The following is an 18,226-nucleotide window of genomic DNA, read 5'->3' as shown; positions in this document are numbered from 1 at the left end:
AAACGGTGTGAACCCCTAATAGATGGTAAAAGTTTTTACGGTCTGATAAAATAAGAAAAACCCTGCCATTGTTCAGATGGCAGGGTTTGATTGGGTTATGTTAAAGAAACGTATAAGTAATTAATCGTCGTCGTTGTCATCATCATCATCGTCGTCTTGGTCGTCTTCATCATCATCGTCGTCATCTCCCTCAGCATCGAAAGAATTTTCGATGTTTTCTTCGATGATCTCTTTGTTATTTGGATCAGTAGGATCAAGGGAGTTGCCCTGAGAATCTACAAACCAACCGGATGGATCGATATTGATGGCAACTGAAGGTGAACCACTCGTTTCGCTGATCTCCAGAGGTGGATTCAGATCCAATTCGATCTCAAAGTCAGTATCGGTTCTGAACATGAATTCTTCACCGTTATAAGAACCTTTGATCACCATTGAATACCCATCGTCATCTCCATCTTTAATAAAGTCAGGGTCGTTAATAGTATTTTCATCGTCATCATTTTCGATCTCCATCTCAAACTCATCATATAAACCGTAAGGGATACCATGAGAGGTCAATTCAATGGGGCTTCCGTCTAAAGGAAGATTTACGATCAGGTTTTCAACTTCAAAATCAGCTGAGTCATCTGAAACGCTTTCAAGTTCCAGTTCTTCGACCAGAAATTTGATCTCAGTCAAAGAATCAAGGCTTACGGCTTTGTATTTAGCAGCAGTAGAATTCGTGTTGACCTGCATTTTGACGGCGACATCTTTTGGTCCGTCATTGTCAGAGTTTGCGAGGTCGCACCCGGTTGTAATAAGAAGGGCCGCGAAGAGCAGTGTTAATGGGGTAAACAATCTTGAAAAATTCATTGTTATAATCCTTTATGTGTAGTTATTCGGTTAAGCAAACAGCTTCCAACTGTCTTGTGTTCATCCTTATTACACACGTAAAGGAGTGTACCCCCAAAAGAAATTATAAATAATCTTTGGCTACCTGAGAAAGAGAAGAGCGCAGGTCTTTAAGTGCCAGTCCCATGTGATTTTCAATGGTCTTAACAGATACCTGAAGCGTTTCAGCCGCTTCTTTATAGGTGAACTCCTGAAGAAAACATAACCTGAAAACTTCCTGCCTTTTATCCGGCATAGCCGAGATCGCATTTTCGATGGTCTGATTCAGCTCTTTTCGGTTGATATCTTCATCCGCTGCACTATTAGCCTCAGCTACATCAGGTACCTCCTGATTCTTATCAAATTTAGAATGATCACGAAACAGATTCAGCATTCTGGTATAGGCGATACGAAACAGATAGGCTCGTAAAGATTTTGTCTCATCGATACCAGCCCGGTTTTCCCAGATGTAGATAAAGGCTTTCTGAATCAAATCTTCGGCGGCTTCTTTTGCCACTCCTTTCTGTTTCAGGTAGCGAAACAGCTCGTCATGATGATTCTCAAAGAAGGTCTTAAAAGCTTTTTGATCTCCGTTTTTAATTCTGAGGTAAATCTCAGAATCGTCAATATCTTGATCGATGGCCGCCCCTAAAAGCAGGAGAATTTGAATTAAGGTTAATTCCATTTAAGATGATGTCGTTATTTTGCCGATATTATTAAAGTGAATTACAAAAAGAAACTCGTATGAAAACGATCTTATTCCTTTTGATCTTGTTGACTTCAGGATTGACCCAAGATAACAGTTCAGTCAATGTTTACCGAATTGAAACTGAAACCGGGATCGAGATCTACGCTAATAACTCAAATCTTTACCCGGTTACCCTGGAGTATATGGTGGAGTACGAAAACCTGAAACCAAGCAAAGGCCTTCCACTTGTGCAGGTGCTTCAACCTAATACGGAACAAAAGCTCATGGATTTTGAATATTCTAATCTATCAGCAGGTTGGGATTACAGTTCCCGATACCGGTATTATATGGGAGATATCAACGTTCGGCATAATGATTCTTTTGCGTATAGACTCCCGTTCCCGATCGGTGAGGAATACTTGCTTACCCAGGGTTTTAACGGAGCATTTTCTCATCAGGGCGAACTACCTCATGCCCTGGATTTTGCAATGCCCGAAGGCACACCAATATATGCCGCCCGACACGGAAAAGTGGTTATGATGGAAGGAGGAAATACCAAAGGTGGTCCAACCGCAGAATTCATGGAGTACGCAAATTTCATCACAATAATGCATGATGACGGCACTTTCGCTGATTACTCGCATTTAAAACATCGTGGTGTAAACGTGCAACCGGGACAAAGAGTGCGAATGGGTCAGCTTATAGGGTATTCCGGAGCCACAGGATTTGCCACCGGACCTCATCTTCACTTTGTGGTTAAAAAAGCAAAACACGGAGGCGGATTTATCTCTATTCCGGTTCAATTTGCAACTCGAAAGGGGATCGGAGAATTACAGGCCGGTGAGTCCTATATCGGATATTAGATGTTAGATATAAGACATGAGATTAAAGACATTAGAATAAGGTACACATCTATCATCTTTAATCTCACGTCTCACGTCTTATATCTCACGCCTAACATCTACAACTAACATCCACAACCTACTCAAAATATTCATTCACAAGGATCGGCTCACCAAAACCAAGCTGTTCCAGACGATCCATCTGAGTTTTGGCGTCACCGACTACCAGCCAGACCATCTTGTTCGGATTTGCATAGGTTCTTGCGAGTTCCTGAATTTCTTCTTTTGTAATGGCTTGAACCGTTTCCTGTCTTTCCTGTACGTAATCAGGCGACCAGCCGTAAGAGCTGATATTTGATAACATATTCAGCTTTGAACCGGATGTTTCAAACTGACGGGCAGAGCTTTTTATAAGATAACTCTTGGTGTTTTTGAGGTCCTCATCAGAAAATGTCTCTGGGTATTCTTCCAGGATCTCCTTAACAAGAGCTGCAGATTCATAGGTAACGTTTGTCCTTACACCACTTGAGATACTAAATGGACCGGCTATATCAGAACCCGAAAAACCGGACCGAATACCATAGGTGTAACCTTTACCTTCACGAAGTTCCTGTGTCAGTCGTGACGCAAAACCACCACCGCCAAGTTTGTAATTCATAATGGTAGCAGGGTAGAAATCAGGATGGGTTTCAGGCATGGCAAGATAACCGAAACGCAGAACGGACTGTTTGGCATCGGGCACATCGTAGAAATAGACTGTGGAAGATTCGGGTGCATCAGGAAGATCGAATTCGGGAATCTCGACAGCTTTATTATCCCAGTTCTCTTCAATGCTGGAAAGAGAAGCAACTACATCATTTTCGCTTATTGCACCAACGACATGCATATCAGCAACTGATGGGGAGAAGTAGGCATTATAGTACTCTTTCAGATCATCAAGTGTGATATTCTCAACGGTGTTGGTGGTTCCAATGGAGTTGTAGGAAAGTATATGTTCTTCACCGTAAAGCAGCTTGTTGAAGGTATTTGAAGCAATGCTGTTTGGGTTGGCACTTTGCTGTGCGATCTGACTTAGGGTACTCTGTTTGGCCAACTCAAATTCTCGTGCATCCCAGCGGGGTTGCAGCATGATCTCTTCCACCAGTGTAATGGTTTCATTATAATTTCTAGCCAGAGAGTTACCGCGGATAGTCAAAGATTGTTGGCCGGCATATACATTGATACTGGCACCTAACAGGTCGATGGCTTCTTCCAGTTCTTCCGGTGTTTTGTTAGCCGTACCCTTGGTCATCAGGGTTGCCATGAGATTAGAAACGCCCACTTTTTCCGGATCTTCAAGCATTAATCCTCCGTCTAAAGTGATCTCAAATTCAACAAGAGGCAACTCATTTGTTTCAATTCCATAGATATTCAATCCGTTGGCAAGTTCAGTTTCCCAAACTTCAGGAATAGCCGGGGTCGGGGTCTCACCGAAAGGGGGTTCAACAGAACGGTCAAAGCTAGAGGGAGTACGTTCGTAATCTGTTTCTTCAGGAATTTCAAACTCCTCACCCCGACCCGCAGCCACAATCTGCTCCTCTTCAACTTCTGCCTGAACAGAGTTGTCTAAAATAAGATCGGTTTGTCCCTGAGGCACAAAACTTGTGGCAACAAAGGGTTTATACATTATGTACTGCTCGTATACTCTCATTACATCTTCCTTGGTCACAGCAAGGGTTTTCTGAATGTCTTCGTTGATGTAGCCAGGATCATCCGCAAAGATATTGTACTGCGCCAGTTGAAATGCTTTTCCGAGAACGCTTGAGAGTCCGTTATAAAAATTTGTCTCTATGCCGGCCTTGATGCGATTCAGGTCATCGTCAGAAAAACCTTCTTCTTCAAATCGAGTGAAGGCATCATATACAGCAGATTCAACTTCATTGAGATCGGTGCCAGGATAAGCTCGGGTTATCAGCGATATTTCTCCGGCTATTTCTGAATTACCATTTCGCATAAACACATTTGAGGTGAGTTCTTCTTCCTCTACCAATACCTGATAAAGCGGAGCTTTTTTTCCGTCAGAAAGAAGCTGAGTGAGGATATCAAGGGCATAGGCATCTTCATGATACAGATCCACTCCAGGCCACACCATCCTTAGCTCGGGCAGGCGGGCAAAATTATCCTCGTAATACAGTTTTTTAGTTTCATCCAGGGAAGCAGGACGGTCGGCAAGTGGTTCAATTTCCTCACCGCGAGGGATCTCATCAAAATATTTTTGAACCCATTCTTTAGCTTGCTCAGAATCAAAATCACCGGCAATGACCAGTGTAGCATTGTTTGGCACATACCAGCGATTATAGAAATCCTTTACATCCTGAAGAGTAGCATTTTGCAGATCCTCCAGGGAGCCGATCACCTGCCAGCTGTAGGGGTGATCTTCAGAGTATAGATTTTTACCGATCACATAACTGGCATGCCCGTAAGGCTGATTGTCAACACCCTGACGTTTTTCATTCTTTACGACCTGCTTCTCCTTGGCCAGCACATCTTCAGTAACCGTGTTGATAAAATAACCGAGCTTATCGGCTTCAGCCCATATCATTTTCTCCAGGGCATCCTTCGGAACCGTTTGGAAGTAATTGGTACGATCACGGCTCGTAGAACCGTTGGCTCCTGAACCCCCAATGCGTGAACTCATTTCATCAAGTCCGCCTTTCCCGAGGTTTTCTGACTCAAGAAATAACAGGTGCTCAAATAAATGGGCAAAACCGGTTCTTCCCTCAATTTCTCGGGCAGAACCTACATGGAAAGTCAAAGCCACAGCGGTAACGGGATCAGAATTATCTTTATGGAAAATAACCTCGAGTCCATTATCTAGCGTGAATTTCTCATAATCGACTGAGAACTCAGTTTGTTCTTGCTGAGAGCAGGAAGTGCTTACAAAAGCTAGGAGGAGAATAGAAGAAAGGATTGAGAAAATGCGTGATTTCATACGAGATTGATTAAGGATCATTTTTGCCAAATATAACAGCACAGGCTGTACGTGTTTGTAAATGTTTTGTTGTATTCCCAATCCGAATATTTCAGCATAAAATTAAATGGTAGCTGCCTGTTTTAAAGATCAGGATGAACAAAAATCTTTAAACTCCTCTCAATTTAACCCGTGTATTTAAAATTTCCTGCCAATATTTGGTTTTAGGGGTCATCAGGTTAGAAATGATACTACCTGATCCATTGAAAGTACATTAGACTTATTATATTTTTAGTCTTAACTAAAAAATAAGTTATAATTAAATACTTTTCTATTACTATAAGCTTACTACTTTATTTCAATAGCAGCCTGCAAGCGCAAAAAAATGCTAGAGTCTCCGGTTATATTACTTCGAACGGTGACCCTATGGCAGGGATAAGTATTGGATTTGTTGATATCGGCAAAGGCACAAGCTCAGATAGTTCAGGTTATTATTTGATTGAGGGTATTACACCCGGTAAATATGAGTTGCAAGCCTCGGGAATTAGTCATAAGTCATTTAAAAAACAGATACAGTTAGAAGCAGGGCAAGCTCTTGAACTTAATATTGAATTGAGGGAAAGACTGGTCGAGATGGATCAAGTGGTGGTAACGGGTACAATGAGGGAGACGTTTGTCAGTGACTCACCGGTGAAAGTAAACGTGGTTTCGAATCGATATTTGCGTAAGAACCCTGGTAATAATCTCATGGAATCGGTCAGTTACATTAATGGCCTATTCAATCAGGTAGATTGTGGCGTATGCAGTACCAGTAACATTCGAATAAATGGGATGAATGGCGCTTATACAGCAGTTCTTATAGATGGAATGCCGATCATGGGATCACTTGCTTCAGTATATGGGTTGAATGGGATCAATACGAGTGTCATAGAAAGTGTGGAGATTATAAAAGGCCCTAATTCAACCCTGTATGGTTCAGAAGCAATGGGAGGAGTTATCAATATTCGCACCAAAGATCCTGAAACAACGTCCAAGTTAAATCTGGAAGCGTATACTACCAGTCACCGGGAAAATAACATAGACCTTGCCTACTCACCGGATACAGAAGGATTTTCAACATTATTCAGTGGGAATGGCTTCTACTTCGATAAATTCCTTGATCAGAATGGAGATAACTTTGCAGATGCCACCAAAAGAGATCGTATCTCCTTATTTAATAAATGGAGTTTTGACAGGCCAAATGGAAGAAAAATGAATGTGGCCTGGAAGTACAACTACGAAAACAGAGTAGGAGGTACTTCTGAATTTAATGAATCTTTGAAAGGAAGCGACAGTATTTACGGGGAGGCGATCGAGACCAACAGATTTGAATTGCTCGGCACTTATGAACTTCCGGTAAATGAAGTTGTTAGGGTAGACTACTCTTACAGTTATCATGATCAGGACAGTTACTATGGCGATTATCGTTATGAAGCCAATCAGCAGTTTTACTTTGCGAACCTGATTTGGGATAAACAGTTTCGTTATGATCAAAATGTGTTGTTAGGGGCTGCTTTAAGATTTGATAAGCTTGACCAAACCTTTAATGAACAGCGGTTAGAAAATGGGTCAGTTGATGAGCGATTCATACCGGGATTATTCGCACAGTATGAACAGATCTTTAGCCCAACTTTCACAGGCCTTCTTGGAGCACGGGTCGACCATTTTGAAGATCATGGGTTAATCTATTCCCCACGCATCAATCTTAAGCTATCGCCAACTGATCATACAACTCTCCGATTTAATGCGGGAACGGGATTCAGAGTTGTTAACCTTTTTACTGAAGAGCATGAAGCTTTGTCAGGGTCCAGAGAGGTTATTGTGACTGAAGATCTGGAACCGGAAAGATCTTATAATATGGCGGTAAACCTGAATCAGATAGTGGATATCGGAGTTTCAGTACTGAATATGGATGTTGATGCATTCTATACTTATTTCACAAATCAAATCATACCAACTTATGAAGTTGAAAATGAGATCAGATACGGCAATTTAGATAGATACTCTGTGAGTCGTGGAGTTTCTTTGAGTATAGCACATAATTTTCCAGGTCCTTTGATGTATTCTGCAGGGATAACATTTCAGGATGTATTCAAGAACAGTACCGGAATACGGAGAGATCTTCCTTTTGCCCCTAACTTCAATAGTGTATTCACGCTGTCATACGGGTGGGATTCAATTGAAACCTACATCGATTATACCGGGAGAGTGGTTGGCAGAATGAACCTCCCGAAATATCCTAATGCACCCTCTGTATCTGAGGTTTACACAGAGCAGAATATAAAGATAAGCAAGAAGTTCAGGCAAGGTTTTGATATTTATGGAGCTGTAAAAAACATGTTTAATTATACTCAGGAAGATCCATTAATCGCTCCAGAAAGGCCTTTTAGTGATGATTTTGCAACCGATCACGTGTATGGGCCACTTCAGGGGCGGCGATTTCTTTTAGGAGTCAGATACCGAATCAATTAAGAGAGGATCAGCATAGATGTTCACATTCAGAACAGGTATTATATTATTAATAACACTGCTGTTGGTAGAGCTAAATGATGTTACCGCTCAGGGGCTCTCTAATGAACTTCAGTGGTATTCCATGGAAATGGCACAGGAAAAAGCTAAATCAGAACAAAAAGATATCCTGATCTTTGCGGTTGCAGAATGGTGCGTTTATTGTAAAAAAATGGATCGGAATGTATTTAAAGAACAGGAAATAATTGAAGCGATAAATAAGTATTTCTATCCGGTCAGGATCAATATCGAATCTGATAAAGCTATTAGATTCAATGGCGATATAATAACGGAGGCACAGTTTGCTGAGTCGTATAACCTTGAAGTACCGCCAAAAACCCTATTTCTGACACCTGGTGGTAACGAAATGTTCAGCTACAAAGGATTCATATCAAAAGAAGGGTACAGTCACGTATTAAAGCTGTGGTCTCAAAGTAGACCTAGCTGATCAACGCTCGAATTGCCCTGCCGGAAAAGCTTACTACACATTATTCCCCGGGCACCAATCGCATGGTTTGTATTTCAGCTTCATCAAAAAGAGCCGTTGAATCCTGATACAGCCACCGGTATTCTCCATTCAGCCACCTGTCAGTTTGGTCGCCGAAGTGTTTGGAAAGCGGATTGCCGGACTGACCGGTTGGCAACACACTTTTGCTTCTGCTCACATCGGAAAGGTCAGATATTCGACGAATAGAAGGTCCCAGAACCATTTCAAATGGTTGATCCCAGTGATACTGACCATTATTAACGCTCATACCATGACTTTCAACCTCGTAAGGTCCCTTGCTCAATACATTATTTACGATCAGCTTCAGGGCCGTTGATGCGCCAGGTGCATCAGCAGCCTGAGCAAACAGGGGCGGTTCAAAAGTGATGGTATGAAGTTGCTCCCAGCGCCACTCGTACGGCTCACTTCCTAGGGAATCACTGAGGAAAAGAACAGCGTCCTGCATACTTTTGACTACGATATCCTCCTTGGTTTCTACCTCACCCGTATTGATATTATCAAACAGGGAGCTTTCCGTTTCGATAAGAGAGGTCATAGTTCGAACCGGGATCGTTTCGTGATGGATAAAATTCTCGTAAGCTTCATTCCCGAAATCATCCTGGAGGGAATTTTTGGTGAAATTGAGAAAGAATACATCAAAAATTGAAGCAGCTGTGGAACTCATACTGTATTCAAAATTCCAGTTTTCCAGGTAGGAAATGGGAAGATCAAAATTGTAAGCCTCTTGATCACGAAGGATCTCAAGTATGAGAGGGGTGAGTTTGGCCGCAAAGTTTGAGTACGAATCATTCTGTAGCGACTCAAATTCTTTATATGTGAAACTATCATTATTCAGGAGTGTCTGCTCAATGCGCTCGATCCGGCTTGGCGGCTCCCAGAATGTGGCTATGTAAAATGGATAACTATCCGTTGTGAGCTTGTTGTTAGCGTTAGCGATCCACCCATCTTCAGGGTTGATGACCCGTGGCAATTGATCGAATGGAATAAATCCCTGCCAGTTTTGATCGGGATCCCAACCACGGCGGAGTGTTATGGGGTCACCGGAGCGGATCGGGAGTTTAGCCACCGAGTACATGGCAATATTGCCCTCTGTGTCACCATACATAAAGTTTAAACCCGGAACGCCAAACGTGGGTAGTGCATCCTTGAACTGCTGAAAATTTTCGGCCCAATTTATATTATACAGTGTTTTCATTTCGTTGGTAAGTTCAAAGCCTGTCCATCGCATGGAGATGATCTTATCTTCAGTAAGCTCCGGCACCGGATATATATCAGAAATAACAGGGCCGTGTTGTGTGTATCGGATCTCAAGAGAACGGTCATCCCCGTCTTTTACTTTGATGATCTCCCGAACACGCTCAAAGGACTCGAAAGCTATCTCCCCATTTGAAAGGGAATCAACCACGTAGCGACCCCGATCTTTAGGATCTTGCTGTTCCAGGTAGAAATCGGTGTCGTCACTCATAATACTGGTAAAGCTCCAGGCCATGTGATCGTTCTGACCGATGATAACAGCAGGAACTCCTGCCAGTGTTGCACCGGAAACATTACGTCCACTTAAATTAAGATGGACCTCATACCACTTTCCGGGCATATCCAGACCAAGGTGCGGATCTCCCGCCAGTAAAGGGTACCCGGATTCAGTCAGTGAGCCATCAACCACCCAGGCATTACTGCCGACGTGAGTTCCTTCCATTTCCAATAACCTTCTCTTGTACATTTCCTGTTTCAGTAAAGGCATAAGTGCAGAGGAATAACCCATTGATTCTGAATCATCCAGAGAGGTTGGTGCTTCATCCGGAAAACGTAGCTGAAGCTGATCGAACTGCCGGGCAGGCAGATTTTCTTTGAGGTATTGATAAGTGACTTCACTCCACCACCCCATATTCAATTCCCATCCCATAAGTCGACTTACGGCAAGGGAGCGAACGGGAGTCCATTCCAATGGATCAATTTCAGCCAATGAAAATTCCACCGGCAGTCTATTCGAATTATTGTCGATAAAGGCATTCACTCCGTTTGAATAAGCATTCAATACCCGTCTTTCATCCTGACCAAGAGTATCCACCAACTGTTGAGCAATTTTCCAGAACCCGAGCGTACGCTGATATTTATCAAGCTCGATCAGTTCCTCATCGTCTCCGAAAAACTCTGCAAAGCGACCTTCAGCCATGATCTGTGTGAGCGTCATCTGCCATAGTCTGTCCTGGGCATGAACATATCCAAGTGCGTAATACAGATCCTGCTCGTTGCCGGCGTAGATATGGGGCACTCCGAAGTCATCCCAATGGATATCCACCGATTCATTCAATCCATTCAGGGTGATGGTTTCCTCATAATCGGGCAGGGGTTTGTAGAAGGTCCAGTAAAAGGCAATTCCCGCAAAACCGATGATCAGTATCAAAAAGAAAAGCAGCAGTTTGAATATGGTATTCATAAGACATATTGATGAAAATTAAACACTACGGAAATTAAACATTCTGTATGGTTTATATATCAATTTTTTAGTGGGGTGGTTTGGGGTTTATGGTGAAGGATTTAAACCCTTTGCAGTTGTACCGGATAGGAGCGAATGCTCAGTGATGATGTATGGTTTGAATTATGACGCTTTCAGGTATACAAGCGAGGTCATTTATGTCCTTGCTAAAAATGAAATATTGGAATTTAGTTGCAGTTGTAGAAGGGATTAATCCCTTCACTTGTGTACTGGAAGAGCTGTTTAGTCGATGTTTATATTAGATCAACATGAAAAATATTCCAGTACGCAAGAAAGGTCATTTATGTCCTTGGGAATAAGAATAATGGCAAGTAGCATTAAGATGGAGTCTTCTCAAAATTAAAAATACATGTTTTTTCTTTGTGATGTTTTTCTTGGTTATAGATGTAATTCCGAACCGTTCTGATATCGTTAAGACTTACTGAGAAAACACCATATCCTTCCTGCCATTTAAAACCATCAGACCATTTGTATTTTTCATTAAGGTAATGAGATGACGCTCCTTTTATCCATTGTACCGATTCTGCAACAGTCTGTGTTGTATTAATTCGAAGTAAGACATGTAAATGATCTTTTACACCATTGACAGTATCTATGGCATATCCCTTTCTGTTGCCAATTGTTTTGATGAATTGACATACCTCATTTCTTATTTCCCAAGTCAAGTAAGGAACATTGTTTTTCGTTCTAAAAATGACGTGAACCCAAATTGAATTAAAAGTTTTTGGCATAGATCTAAAGCTTAAAGAGTTTCAGAGTAAGAGCGGTTAAATCCATATTCCTTACAATTTTATTTATGGGTATTGGATATGTTGATAAGGAAGGCGTGAAACCCAACCTTATGTACTTGATTGGATCAGTTTTTAGGTGAGTAAATATATTTGGAGCATTAAGATGTCAAGTACATCAGAGAGGTCATTAATGTCCTCTGATAAAAACGATGTATTGAATGATTCTCCCACAACCCGCATTAATAGAATAAACAATCACCAAAAAATTATATGGAAGTAAATTCACATCGTATTACAAGAGAGCAGATCGTACAGCAACTGGAAGGTGGACAAGCTTTCTTAAAAATTGAGGAGCTTCTGGAAGAGATCGACTATGAAGATCTTGGTAAACGTCCGGCAGATCTGCCTTATTCATTTTATGAGCAGTTTTTTCATATGCGTGTGGCTCAATTTGATATACTGGACTTCACCCGTAACACTTATTATGAACCTATGGAATGGCCGGAAGAATACTGGCCGGTGGAACCAGCCCCCGAGTCAGAAGAGGAGTGGGAGAAGTTAAAAAAGTCTTTTCTAAAAGAACGGGATGAAATGATGAATCTGATCCTGGATGAGTCGAACGCGTTGAATAAACCTTTGGATCATGGCGATGGCCAAACTTTATTGCGAGAAGCCTTACTGGTTCTTCAGCATAACGCATATCATACCGGACAGTTGGCCATTATTTATCGATTGCTTGGAAAATGAACTATGAGCCTAGAATCTAAGAGAAAGGCAGCTTAAACCACCATCCAGTTTTTTGAATTCGGTCATTTCCAGTTCAATAATGTCATAACCGGCTACTTTGATCTTCTGTTTTGTGACCGGATATCCTGCAGGAATAATTACCGTGCCATTGATCCATATACAATTGGCCGCATAGGCTTCTTCAGGTGGTACAACGATCTTATTGAACGATTGAAAATATTCGATCTCAATCATTTCAGGTATAATAACCAGCGTGTTATTCTCAAGATATGAGACGCCGGTCTTTAGGTGCAGGATATCACCAAGAGTAACCTGATGTACCGAAAACCCATGCTTATCCATGATATCCCGAAACTGCTTTATCCCTGCCTCATTGGTACGATCAGAAAGTCCGACATAGAATGTGTCATCAATCATCATGACGTCCCCACCCTCTAACGTACCTGTTTCTTTGATGGATTCGACGTGGTCAAAATGAGAATGTATCTTGTCTTCAATGATCGTGATCTCATCCCTTCTGGATTTTGCACCGGGCCGGGTTATTACACCACATTTTTCAGTACAGATGGCTACATCTTCAACGAATACAGAATCCGGAAATCTATTGTCGGCTTCCAGAACTGTTACGTCTAAACCAAGTTTCTTAAGAGCATCAACATATTGAGAATGTTGAAGAAGCGCTTTGTGATAGTCTGGTTTTCCGAGATCGGCTGTGGTAATTCCCGATACCAAATTTGGGCAAGGTTTACGTACGATAACATTTTTGAACATAGGGTGTCAGCTAATATTTATCGGAAAATGTAGGTACCTTATTCCTCTATTTTGAAAAGGTCTGATCATAATTATTAATTTAAATGGTAATGATATTTGATGCAAAAGTATAAGCTATCCATAGAATTTGACGGAACTGATTTTTCAGGGTGGCAGATCCAGCCAACAGACCGAACGGTGGAAGGTGTTCTTGAGCAGGTTTTCTCAAAAGTACTACAGCAGGATATAGATCTGATCGGACAGGGGAGAACTGATGCAGGTGTGCATGCGAGGGGGCAGATAGCTCATATGGACTTACCTGAGGGTACAGATATAGAAAGGGTCTTGCAGGGTGTTAATGGTTTAGTGGGTGATGAGGTACAGGTTATTGAATATGAAGAAGTACATGAATCCTTTCACGCCCGTTTTGATGCCATTTCCAGGGAATATGAATATACCATCACAACCAGGCCGATTCCTTTGATGCGACATCACAGCTGGGCATTACGACAGACTGTAGATCTAAAATTGTTGGAGGATTGCGCAGCATTGTTGAACGGGGAGTTCGACTTTGCAGGATTTTCAAAATTCAATGAGGATAACTATACCACATTGTGTAAAATTCAAAGATCCTTATTTGATACAGACGGTGATGTCATTCGATACCGGATCAGGGCAAACCGCTTTCTCAGAAATATGGTACGCCGATTGGTGGGAACAATGGTACGTGTCGCACAGGGGAAAATGTCGATCGAAGACTTCAAAAGAGTGCTTCAGGAACCCGATGCTGAGATTCCTACTTTTACAGCACCGGCACGTGGATTAGTGCTGGAAAAAGTTTTCTATAAAAAGTGAAGAAAAGTGTTGAAAGTAGGTGATGAATGTCTTTATATTTGTCGCCCCTTCAACAAGGGAATTCACTGATATTCCTCGGTAGCTCAGTGGCAGAGCAGTTGACTGTTAATCAATTGGTCGTAGGTTCGAATCCTACCCGGGGAGCCAGGCCCAAATGAAGTGCGAACTTTGATACCTTTATCAGAGTTCGCATTTTTTATTTCGTTCCATTCTGAAATAAGATAATGATCACAGACATAGTTGATTTTTATCTCTCCGCTACTACCCTTATCTGTTTTCTTGACCACTGTAGATTCTACGTTTCTGATCAAGGTCTTTATTATGTCCTTTTTTTCATTAGGATCCTTTTCCTGGAATATGAAATTGAACTCTTCAATGATCTGAATGTACTGTTCATCTTCCAGCTGAATAGAATTTTCCAGTGATCTAATTTCTTCTTCTTTTTCTGAAATAATGCCTTTAATCTCACTGATCTTGTCAAGCATCTTTGCTATACTCAAAGGTCTCCCAAAACCCTTCACTCTTCCAGCAATAATTGATAGTCTATACTTGATCTCATTTTAAGGTAGCCAAGCTAAGAGAGGTTAGTCTAAATCGAATTTTTTAGTATACAAACACAGAAAACGCTTCTTAAATGGGCAATAACTTATCTTCATTAAGAAAACACATATTAATAGTATGTTCATAATTGAAAAATACTACTAAGCATTAGCTTGTTGTTAACTACTAAAATATTCCGAGGCTAATATATGGATTGGTAATCTTGCTGAAAATCGTTGCAAAAATTAGGGACACATGGGTAGTAAAATCAAAAGTAATTACTTAAAAAAAGAACTCTACGAGTTAATTAAAACCGATGAGAGTATATTTGATTTTATTCAGGAAGGGCCATTAGACGGATTATGGTACCGGGATTTAGAGAGCCCAGAAAATATGTGGATGAATAACAGATTCTGGGAGGTATTAGGGTATGATCCGGAAGATATGCCACATAAGTCAGCAGCCTGGCAGGATATAATCCATGAGGATGATCTGGCTATTACTAATGAAAATTTCCGCAAACATAGTGAAAACCCTAAACATCTTTATAATCAGTTAGTCAGATATACACATAAAAATGGCTCAACGGTTTGGATTCGTTGTCGGGGCATGATAATTCGGGATGAAACCGGTAAACCCGTTAGATTGTTGGGAGCACACCATGATATTACAGAGACAAAAAATAAAGAATTAGGGGCAGAAAAAGCTAGTTTACGAGACAAATCCTATCATTTGGCGAATATTGGTCACTGGGAACTAGACTTGGTTCATGATGTACTATATTGGTCAACTGAGGTAAAAAACCTTCATGAGGTAGACCAGGATTATCAGCCTGATGTGGAAACAGCCATCGACTTTTATCCAGAAGGCAAATATCGAACGGCTATTCAGCAGGCGGTACATGAGGCTATAGAAAATGGTAAGGCATACGATCTTGAGCTAAAAATTACTACCGCCAAAGGAAATGAGAAATGGATACGTACGACAGGGGATGCCATTCAGGAAAGGGGAACATGCATTAAGCTATATGGAAGTACGCAAGATATAAGTAAGCGCAAACAGGCGGAAATGGCACTAGAGAAAAGTGAAGAGCAATTTAGAATTGCGCAGGAACTGTCTCCGGATGGATTTACGATACTTCATCCATTACGAAATGAGCAAAACGAAATCATTGATTTTGTCTGGGTTTATCAGAATCAGACTATTGCACGTATTAACGGTACCCAAGATCAGGATGTAATTGGTAAACGCTTACTTGACGTATTTCCAACTCATAAGGGAACAGAAATATTTGACTCGTATGTAGAAGTTTCTAGTACAGGGAAACCAAAAGTTTTACAGGATGTATATGCTGGGGAAGTATTGTCAGAACCAACCTGGCTCCGGCTTGTAATTACCTCGATGGGAGAGGAAATTGCTATTTTAGCGCAAGATGTGAGTGAGCGCAAACAGGCAGAGCAAGAATTACAATTTCAAAGCAAAATTACAGAAAATTTAGCTGAAGGTGTCTATTTAATTCGAAGCAGTGATGGAGCGATTGTCTATACAAATCCAACTTTTGACCACATGTTTGGTTATGACTCTGGAGAGCTTATTGGTAAACATGTGAGTATTCTTAATGCGCCAACAAATAAAAATCCAGAGGAAAAGGCCGAAGAAGTTATTCAAGCTCTGACGGAAAAAGGAACTTGGAGCGGTGAGATTCACAATATCAAAAAAAATGGAACCGAATTTTGGTGCATAGCTAATGTTTCGACATTCAAGCATATCGAATATGGTGAGGTATGGGTATCGGTGCATAACGACATTACCGAGCGAAAGAAAGCAGAAGAGGAATTAAAACGGATAACCCGAATTATGAGTAATTCTCAGGAAATTGCTCACCTTGGAAGTTTTGAATATATCGCAGCCACTCAATCTACTATCTGGTCAGATGAAGAATACCGCATTTATGGGCTCGACCCCAGCGAACCCTCTCCGGAATATGATGAAATGCTGGAAAAATATATTCATCCTGAAGATGCGAAGTTATTTGATGATACTTTTAAAGCGGCCATGCAAAACCGGGAAGTATATGAACTGGAACACCGTATAGTGCGACCAGAGGGTGACGTTAGATGGGTATATGACAAAGCGCATCCTTATTTTGATCAGGATGGCAATCTTTTGCGATATGTGGGAGCAACTCTAGATATTACTGAACAAAAAAAGATTGAACTGGCACTTCGGGAAAGTGAAGCGCGCTTTCGTCGGGCTGTAATAGGTGCGCCCTTTCCGATTATGATCCACGCCGAAGACGGCGAGGTGGTTACCGTTAATACGCCTTGGACTTGCCTGACCGGTTACGAACACAGCGATATTCCAACCATTGCCGACTGGACCCTTAAAGCCTATGGTACAAAAATGGAACCGGTGCGGTCCTACATCGACAGCTTGTATGCTCTGGATGAGTCCAAGGCGGAGGGTGAATTTAAAATCACCACCAGCTCTGGGAACTCGCGGATCTGGGATTTTAGCTCTGCCCCCATCGGAGAATTGCCAGACGGCCGCCGACTAGTGATCAGCATGGCCATGGATATCACCGAGCGCAAAAAAACAGAAGAAAAGCTTAAACTTTTTAACCGAGCCATTGAAGCCAGTTCTGTCTCGGTTGTTATTACAGATTCTGAGGGAAGCATTGATTACGTAAACCCATATTTTACAGAAATTACCGGATATTCATTTGAAGAAGTGTATGGGAGAAATCCGCGAATCTTAAAATCAGGAAAGCAGTCTGAAGCATTTTATGAAGACCTTTGGCATACAATAAAGTCAGGAAAGATATGGACCGGTGAATTCCAAAACGTTAAGAAAAATGGGGAGTTATATTGGGAGAAGGCGATCATCTCACCTATCCTGGACGAAGATACAGGCGAGATCACCCATTTTGTAGCTATCAAAGAAGACATAACGAAACTTTTGGAAAAAGAAGATGAGCTGAAGCAATCACTAAAAGAAAAAGAAATCATGCTGGCTGAAATTCATCATCGCGTTAAAAACAACCTGGCGGTTGTCTCAGCAATGCTGCAACTACAGTCTTTCGATGAGGAAAACCCTGAAGTCTTGGAAAGGCTCTCGGCCAGCACCTCCAGAATCAAAACCATAGCTAATATCCATGAGAGCCTGTATCAAAACGAAACTTTCTCCAGAATCGATATTTCAGAAAATATCCGGAAACTTACCCATAACATTGCGAGGGTTTTTAATATTGGGAAAAATATAAAAATAGATTTTTCATTAGAACAGGTTCAATTAAATATTAATCAGGCCGTCCCGTGTTCTTTAATTGTAAATGAAGTACTTATAAATGCATTTAGACACGCATTTACCAAAGAAAAAGGCGGTAACATTTCTGTTCATTTATCCGAGCAGGATAACCAGGTTCAACTAAAAATAAAGGATAACGGTATTGGCCTGCCCGATGATTTCGGGAAAAAGAGTCATTCTAGTGGAACGATGATCATTCAGGTGCTTACAGAACAACTAGATGGCGAACATCAGTATAAGCGTGTGGATACGGGCACTGAATTTACACTGACTTTTGGAAAAAAAGAGATAAAAGGCAGCTCAAGCACAATTTTAAAAGGCGAAATTGGAAACTAATATAGATTAGATAATTCCGAAAGTAATTGATTTAAAATCACTCTCTTCTGGATAACAGT

Annotated in this window: 12 protein-coding genes and 1 tRNA gene; 7 read left to right on the top strand and 6 right to left on the bottom strand. The window is 41.3% G+C overall.

The annotated features are described in order from the left end of the window. Positions 1 to 120 precede the first annotated feature (120 nt). Entirely contained in the window at positions 121 to 852 is a 732-nt protein-coding gene (locus ACKGJO_RS06405; RefSeq protein ID WP_411322582.1) for a hypothetical protein, read from the bottom strand. 103 nt (positions 853 to 955) lie between these two features. After that, positions 956 to 1,555, bottom strand: a complete 600-nt coding sequence (locus ACKGJO_RS06400; RefSeq protein ID WP_411322581.1) for an RNA polymerase sigma factor — start codon at positions 1,553 to 1,555, stop codon at positions 956 to 958. Between the two features lie 59 nt (positions 1,556 to 1,614). Between ACKGJO_RS06400 and ACKGJO_RS06395 the strand changes: the two genes are divergently transcribed. Next, the gene (locus tag ACKGJO_RS06395; protein WP_411322580.1) at positions 1,615 to 2,421 is read left to right on the top strand and encodes a M23 family metallopeptidase; all 807 of its coding nucleotides are present in this window, start codon (positions 1,615 to 1,617) and stop codon (positions 2,419 to 2,421) included. 118 nt (positions 2,422 to 2,539) lie between these two features. Here the strand turns inward: ACKGJO_RS06395 and ACKGJO_RS06390 are convergent, their stop codons facing one another. Beyond that, positions 2,540 to 5,371, bottom strand: coding sequence for a M16 family metallopeptidase (locus tag ACKGJO_RS06390; RefSeq protein WP_411322579.1), 2,832 nt, complete (start codon positions 5,369 to 5,371; stop codon positions 2,540 to 2,542). Positions 5,372 to 5,665: 294 nt separating this feature from the next. On the opposite strand from ACKGJO_RS06390, the gene ACKGJO_RS06385 reads away from it, so the two are divergent. Together ACKGJO_RS06385 and ACKGJO_RS06380 are read left to right on the top strand one after the other, a co-directional pair. After that, positions 5,666 to 7,861, top strand: a complete 2,196-nt coding sequence (locus ACKGJO_RS06385; RefSeq protein ID WP_411323281.1) for a TonB-dependent receptor — start codon at positions 5,666 to 5,668, stop codon at positions 7,859 to 7,861. Positions 7,862 to 7,877: 16 nt separating this feature from the next. After that, entirely contained in the window at positions 7,878 to 8,345 is a 468-nt protein-coding gene (locus ACKGJO_RS06380) for a thioredoxin family protein (RefSeq protein WP_411322578.1), read from the top strand. A 40-nt stretch (positions 8,346 to 8,385) separates the two neighbouring features. Here ACKGJO_RS06380 and ACKGJO_RS06375 read toward each other — a convergent pair whose 3' ends face one another. Both ACKGJO_RS06375 and tnpA read right to left on the bottom strand, forming a co-directional pair. Further along, complete coding sequence (locus tag ACKGJO_RS06375; protein ID WP_411322577.1) at positions 8,386 to 10,842, bottom strand: penicillin acylase family protein; 2,457 nt, start codon at positions 10,840 to 10,842, stop codon at positions 8,386 to 8,388. A 377-nt stretch (positions 10,843 to 11,219) separates the two neighbouring features. Further along, the gene (gene tnpA, locus ACKGJO_RS06370; RefSeq protein ID WP_411322576.1) at positions 11,220 to 11,633 is read right to left on the bottom strand and encodes an IS200/IS605 family transposase; all 414 of its coding nucleotides are present in this window, start codon (positions 11,631 to 11,633) and stop codon (positions 11,220 to 11,222) included. Between the two features lie 270 nt (positions 11,634 to 11,903). On the opposite strand from tnpA, the gene ACKGJO_RS06365 reads away from it, so the two are divergent. Next, complete coding sequence (locus ACKGJO_RS06365; protein ID WP_411322575.1) at positions 11,904 to 12,380, top strand: DinB family protein; 477 nt, start codon at positions 11,904 to 11,906, stop codon at positions 12,378 to 12,380. Between the two features lie 9 nt (positions 12,381 to 12,389). Here the strand turns inward: ACKGJO_RS06365 and ACKGJO_RS06360 are convergent, their stop codons facing one another. Beyond that, positions 12,390 to 13,151: a dimethylarginine dimethylaminohydrolase family protein gene (locus ACKGJO_RS06360; protein WP_411322574.1), complete on the bottom strand. Its 762-nt coding sequence runs from the start codon at positions 13,149 to 13,151 to the stop codon at positions 12,390 to 12,392. Between the two features lie 99 nt (positions 13,152 to 13,250). Here ACKGJO_RS06360 and truA point away from each other — a divergent pair, with 99 nt between their 5' ends. The 3 genes from truA to ACKGJO_RS06345 all read left to right on the top strand — a co-directional run bounded on the left by truA (position 13,251) and on the right by ACKGJO_RS06345 (position 18,167). Then, entirely contained in the window at positions 13,251 to 13,985 is a 735-nt protein-coding gene (gene truA, locus ACKGJO_RS06355; RefSeq protein ID WP_411322573.1) for a tRNA pseudouridine(38-40) synthase TruA, read from the top strand. Between the two features lie 72 nt (positions 13,986 to 14,057). Next, positions 14,058 to 14,132, top strand: a tRNA-Asn gene (locus tag ACKGJO_RS06350). Between the two features lie 648 nt (positions 14,133 to 14,780). Then, positions 14,781 to 18,167 carry a PAS domain-containing sensor histidine kinase gene (locus tag ACKGJO_RS06345; protein WP_411322572.1) on the top strand — a complete coding sequence of 1,129 codons (3,387 nt, stop codon included), beginning with the start codon at positions 14,781 to 14,783 and terminating at the stop codon, positions 18,165 to 18,167. Positions 18,168 to 18,226: the final 59 nt, after the last annotated feature.

Origin of the sequence: Gracilimonas qinghaiensis (assembly GCF_046602855.1) — a bacterium.
Classification (GTDB): Bacteria; Bacteroidota; Rhodothermia; order Balneolales; family Balneolaceae; genus Gracilimonas.
This window is presented reverse-complemented; position numbering and strand designations above follow the sequence as displayed.

Bases quoted from the DNA above. Each gene is read 5' to 3' on its own strand.
- ACKGJO_RS06400 (WP_411322581.1), bottom strand. From the start codon at position 1,555: ATGGAATTAACCTTAATTCAAATTCTCCTGCTTTTAGGGGCGGCCATC.
- truA (WP_411322573.1), top strand. From the start codon at position 13,251: ATGCAAAAGTATAAGCTATCCATAGAATTTGACGGAACTGATTTTTCA.
- ACKGJO_RS06380 (WP_411322578.1), top strand. From the start codon at position 7,878: ATGTTCACATTCAGAACAGGTATTATATTATTAATAACACTGCTGTTG.
- ACKGJO_RS06360 (WP_411322574.1), bottom strand. From the start codon at position 13,151: ATGTTCAAAAATGTTATCGTACGTAAACCTTGCCCAAATTTGGTATCG.
- ACKGJO_RS06390 (WP_411322579.1), bottom strand. From the start codon at position 5,371: ATGAAATCACGCATTTTCTCAATCCTTTCTTCTATTCTCCTCCTAGCT.
- ACKGJO_RS06405 (WP_411322582.1), bottom strand. From the start codon at position 852: ATGAATTTTTCAAGATTGTTTACCCCATTAACACTGCTCTTCGCGGCC.
- tnpA (WP_411322576.1), bottom strand. From the start codon at position 11,633: ATGCCAAAAACTTTTAATTCAATTTGGGTTCACGTCATTTTTAGAACG.
- ACKGJO_RS06345 (WP_411322572.1), top strand. From the start codon at position 14,781: ATGGGTAGTAAAATCAAAAGTAATTACTTAAAAAAAGAACTCTACGAG.
- ACKGJO_RS06395 (WP_411322580.1), top strand. From the start codon at position 1,615: ATGAAAACGATCTTATTCCTTTTGATCTTGTTGACTTCAGGATTGACC.
- ACKGJO_RS06375 (WP_411322577.1), bottom strand. From the start codon at position 10,842: ATGAATACCATATTCAAACTGCTGCTTTTCTTTTTGATACTGATCATC.
- ACKGJO_RS06365 (WP_411322575.1), top strand. From the start codon at position 11,904: ATGGAAGTAAATTCACATCGTATTACAAGAGAGCAGATCGTACAGCAA.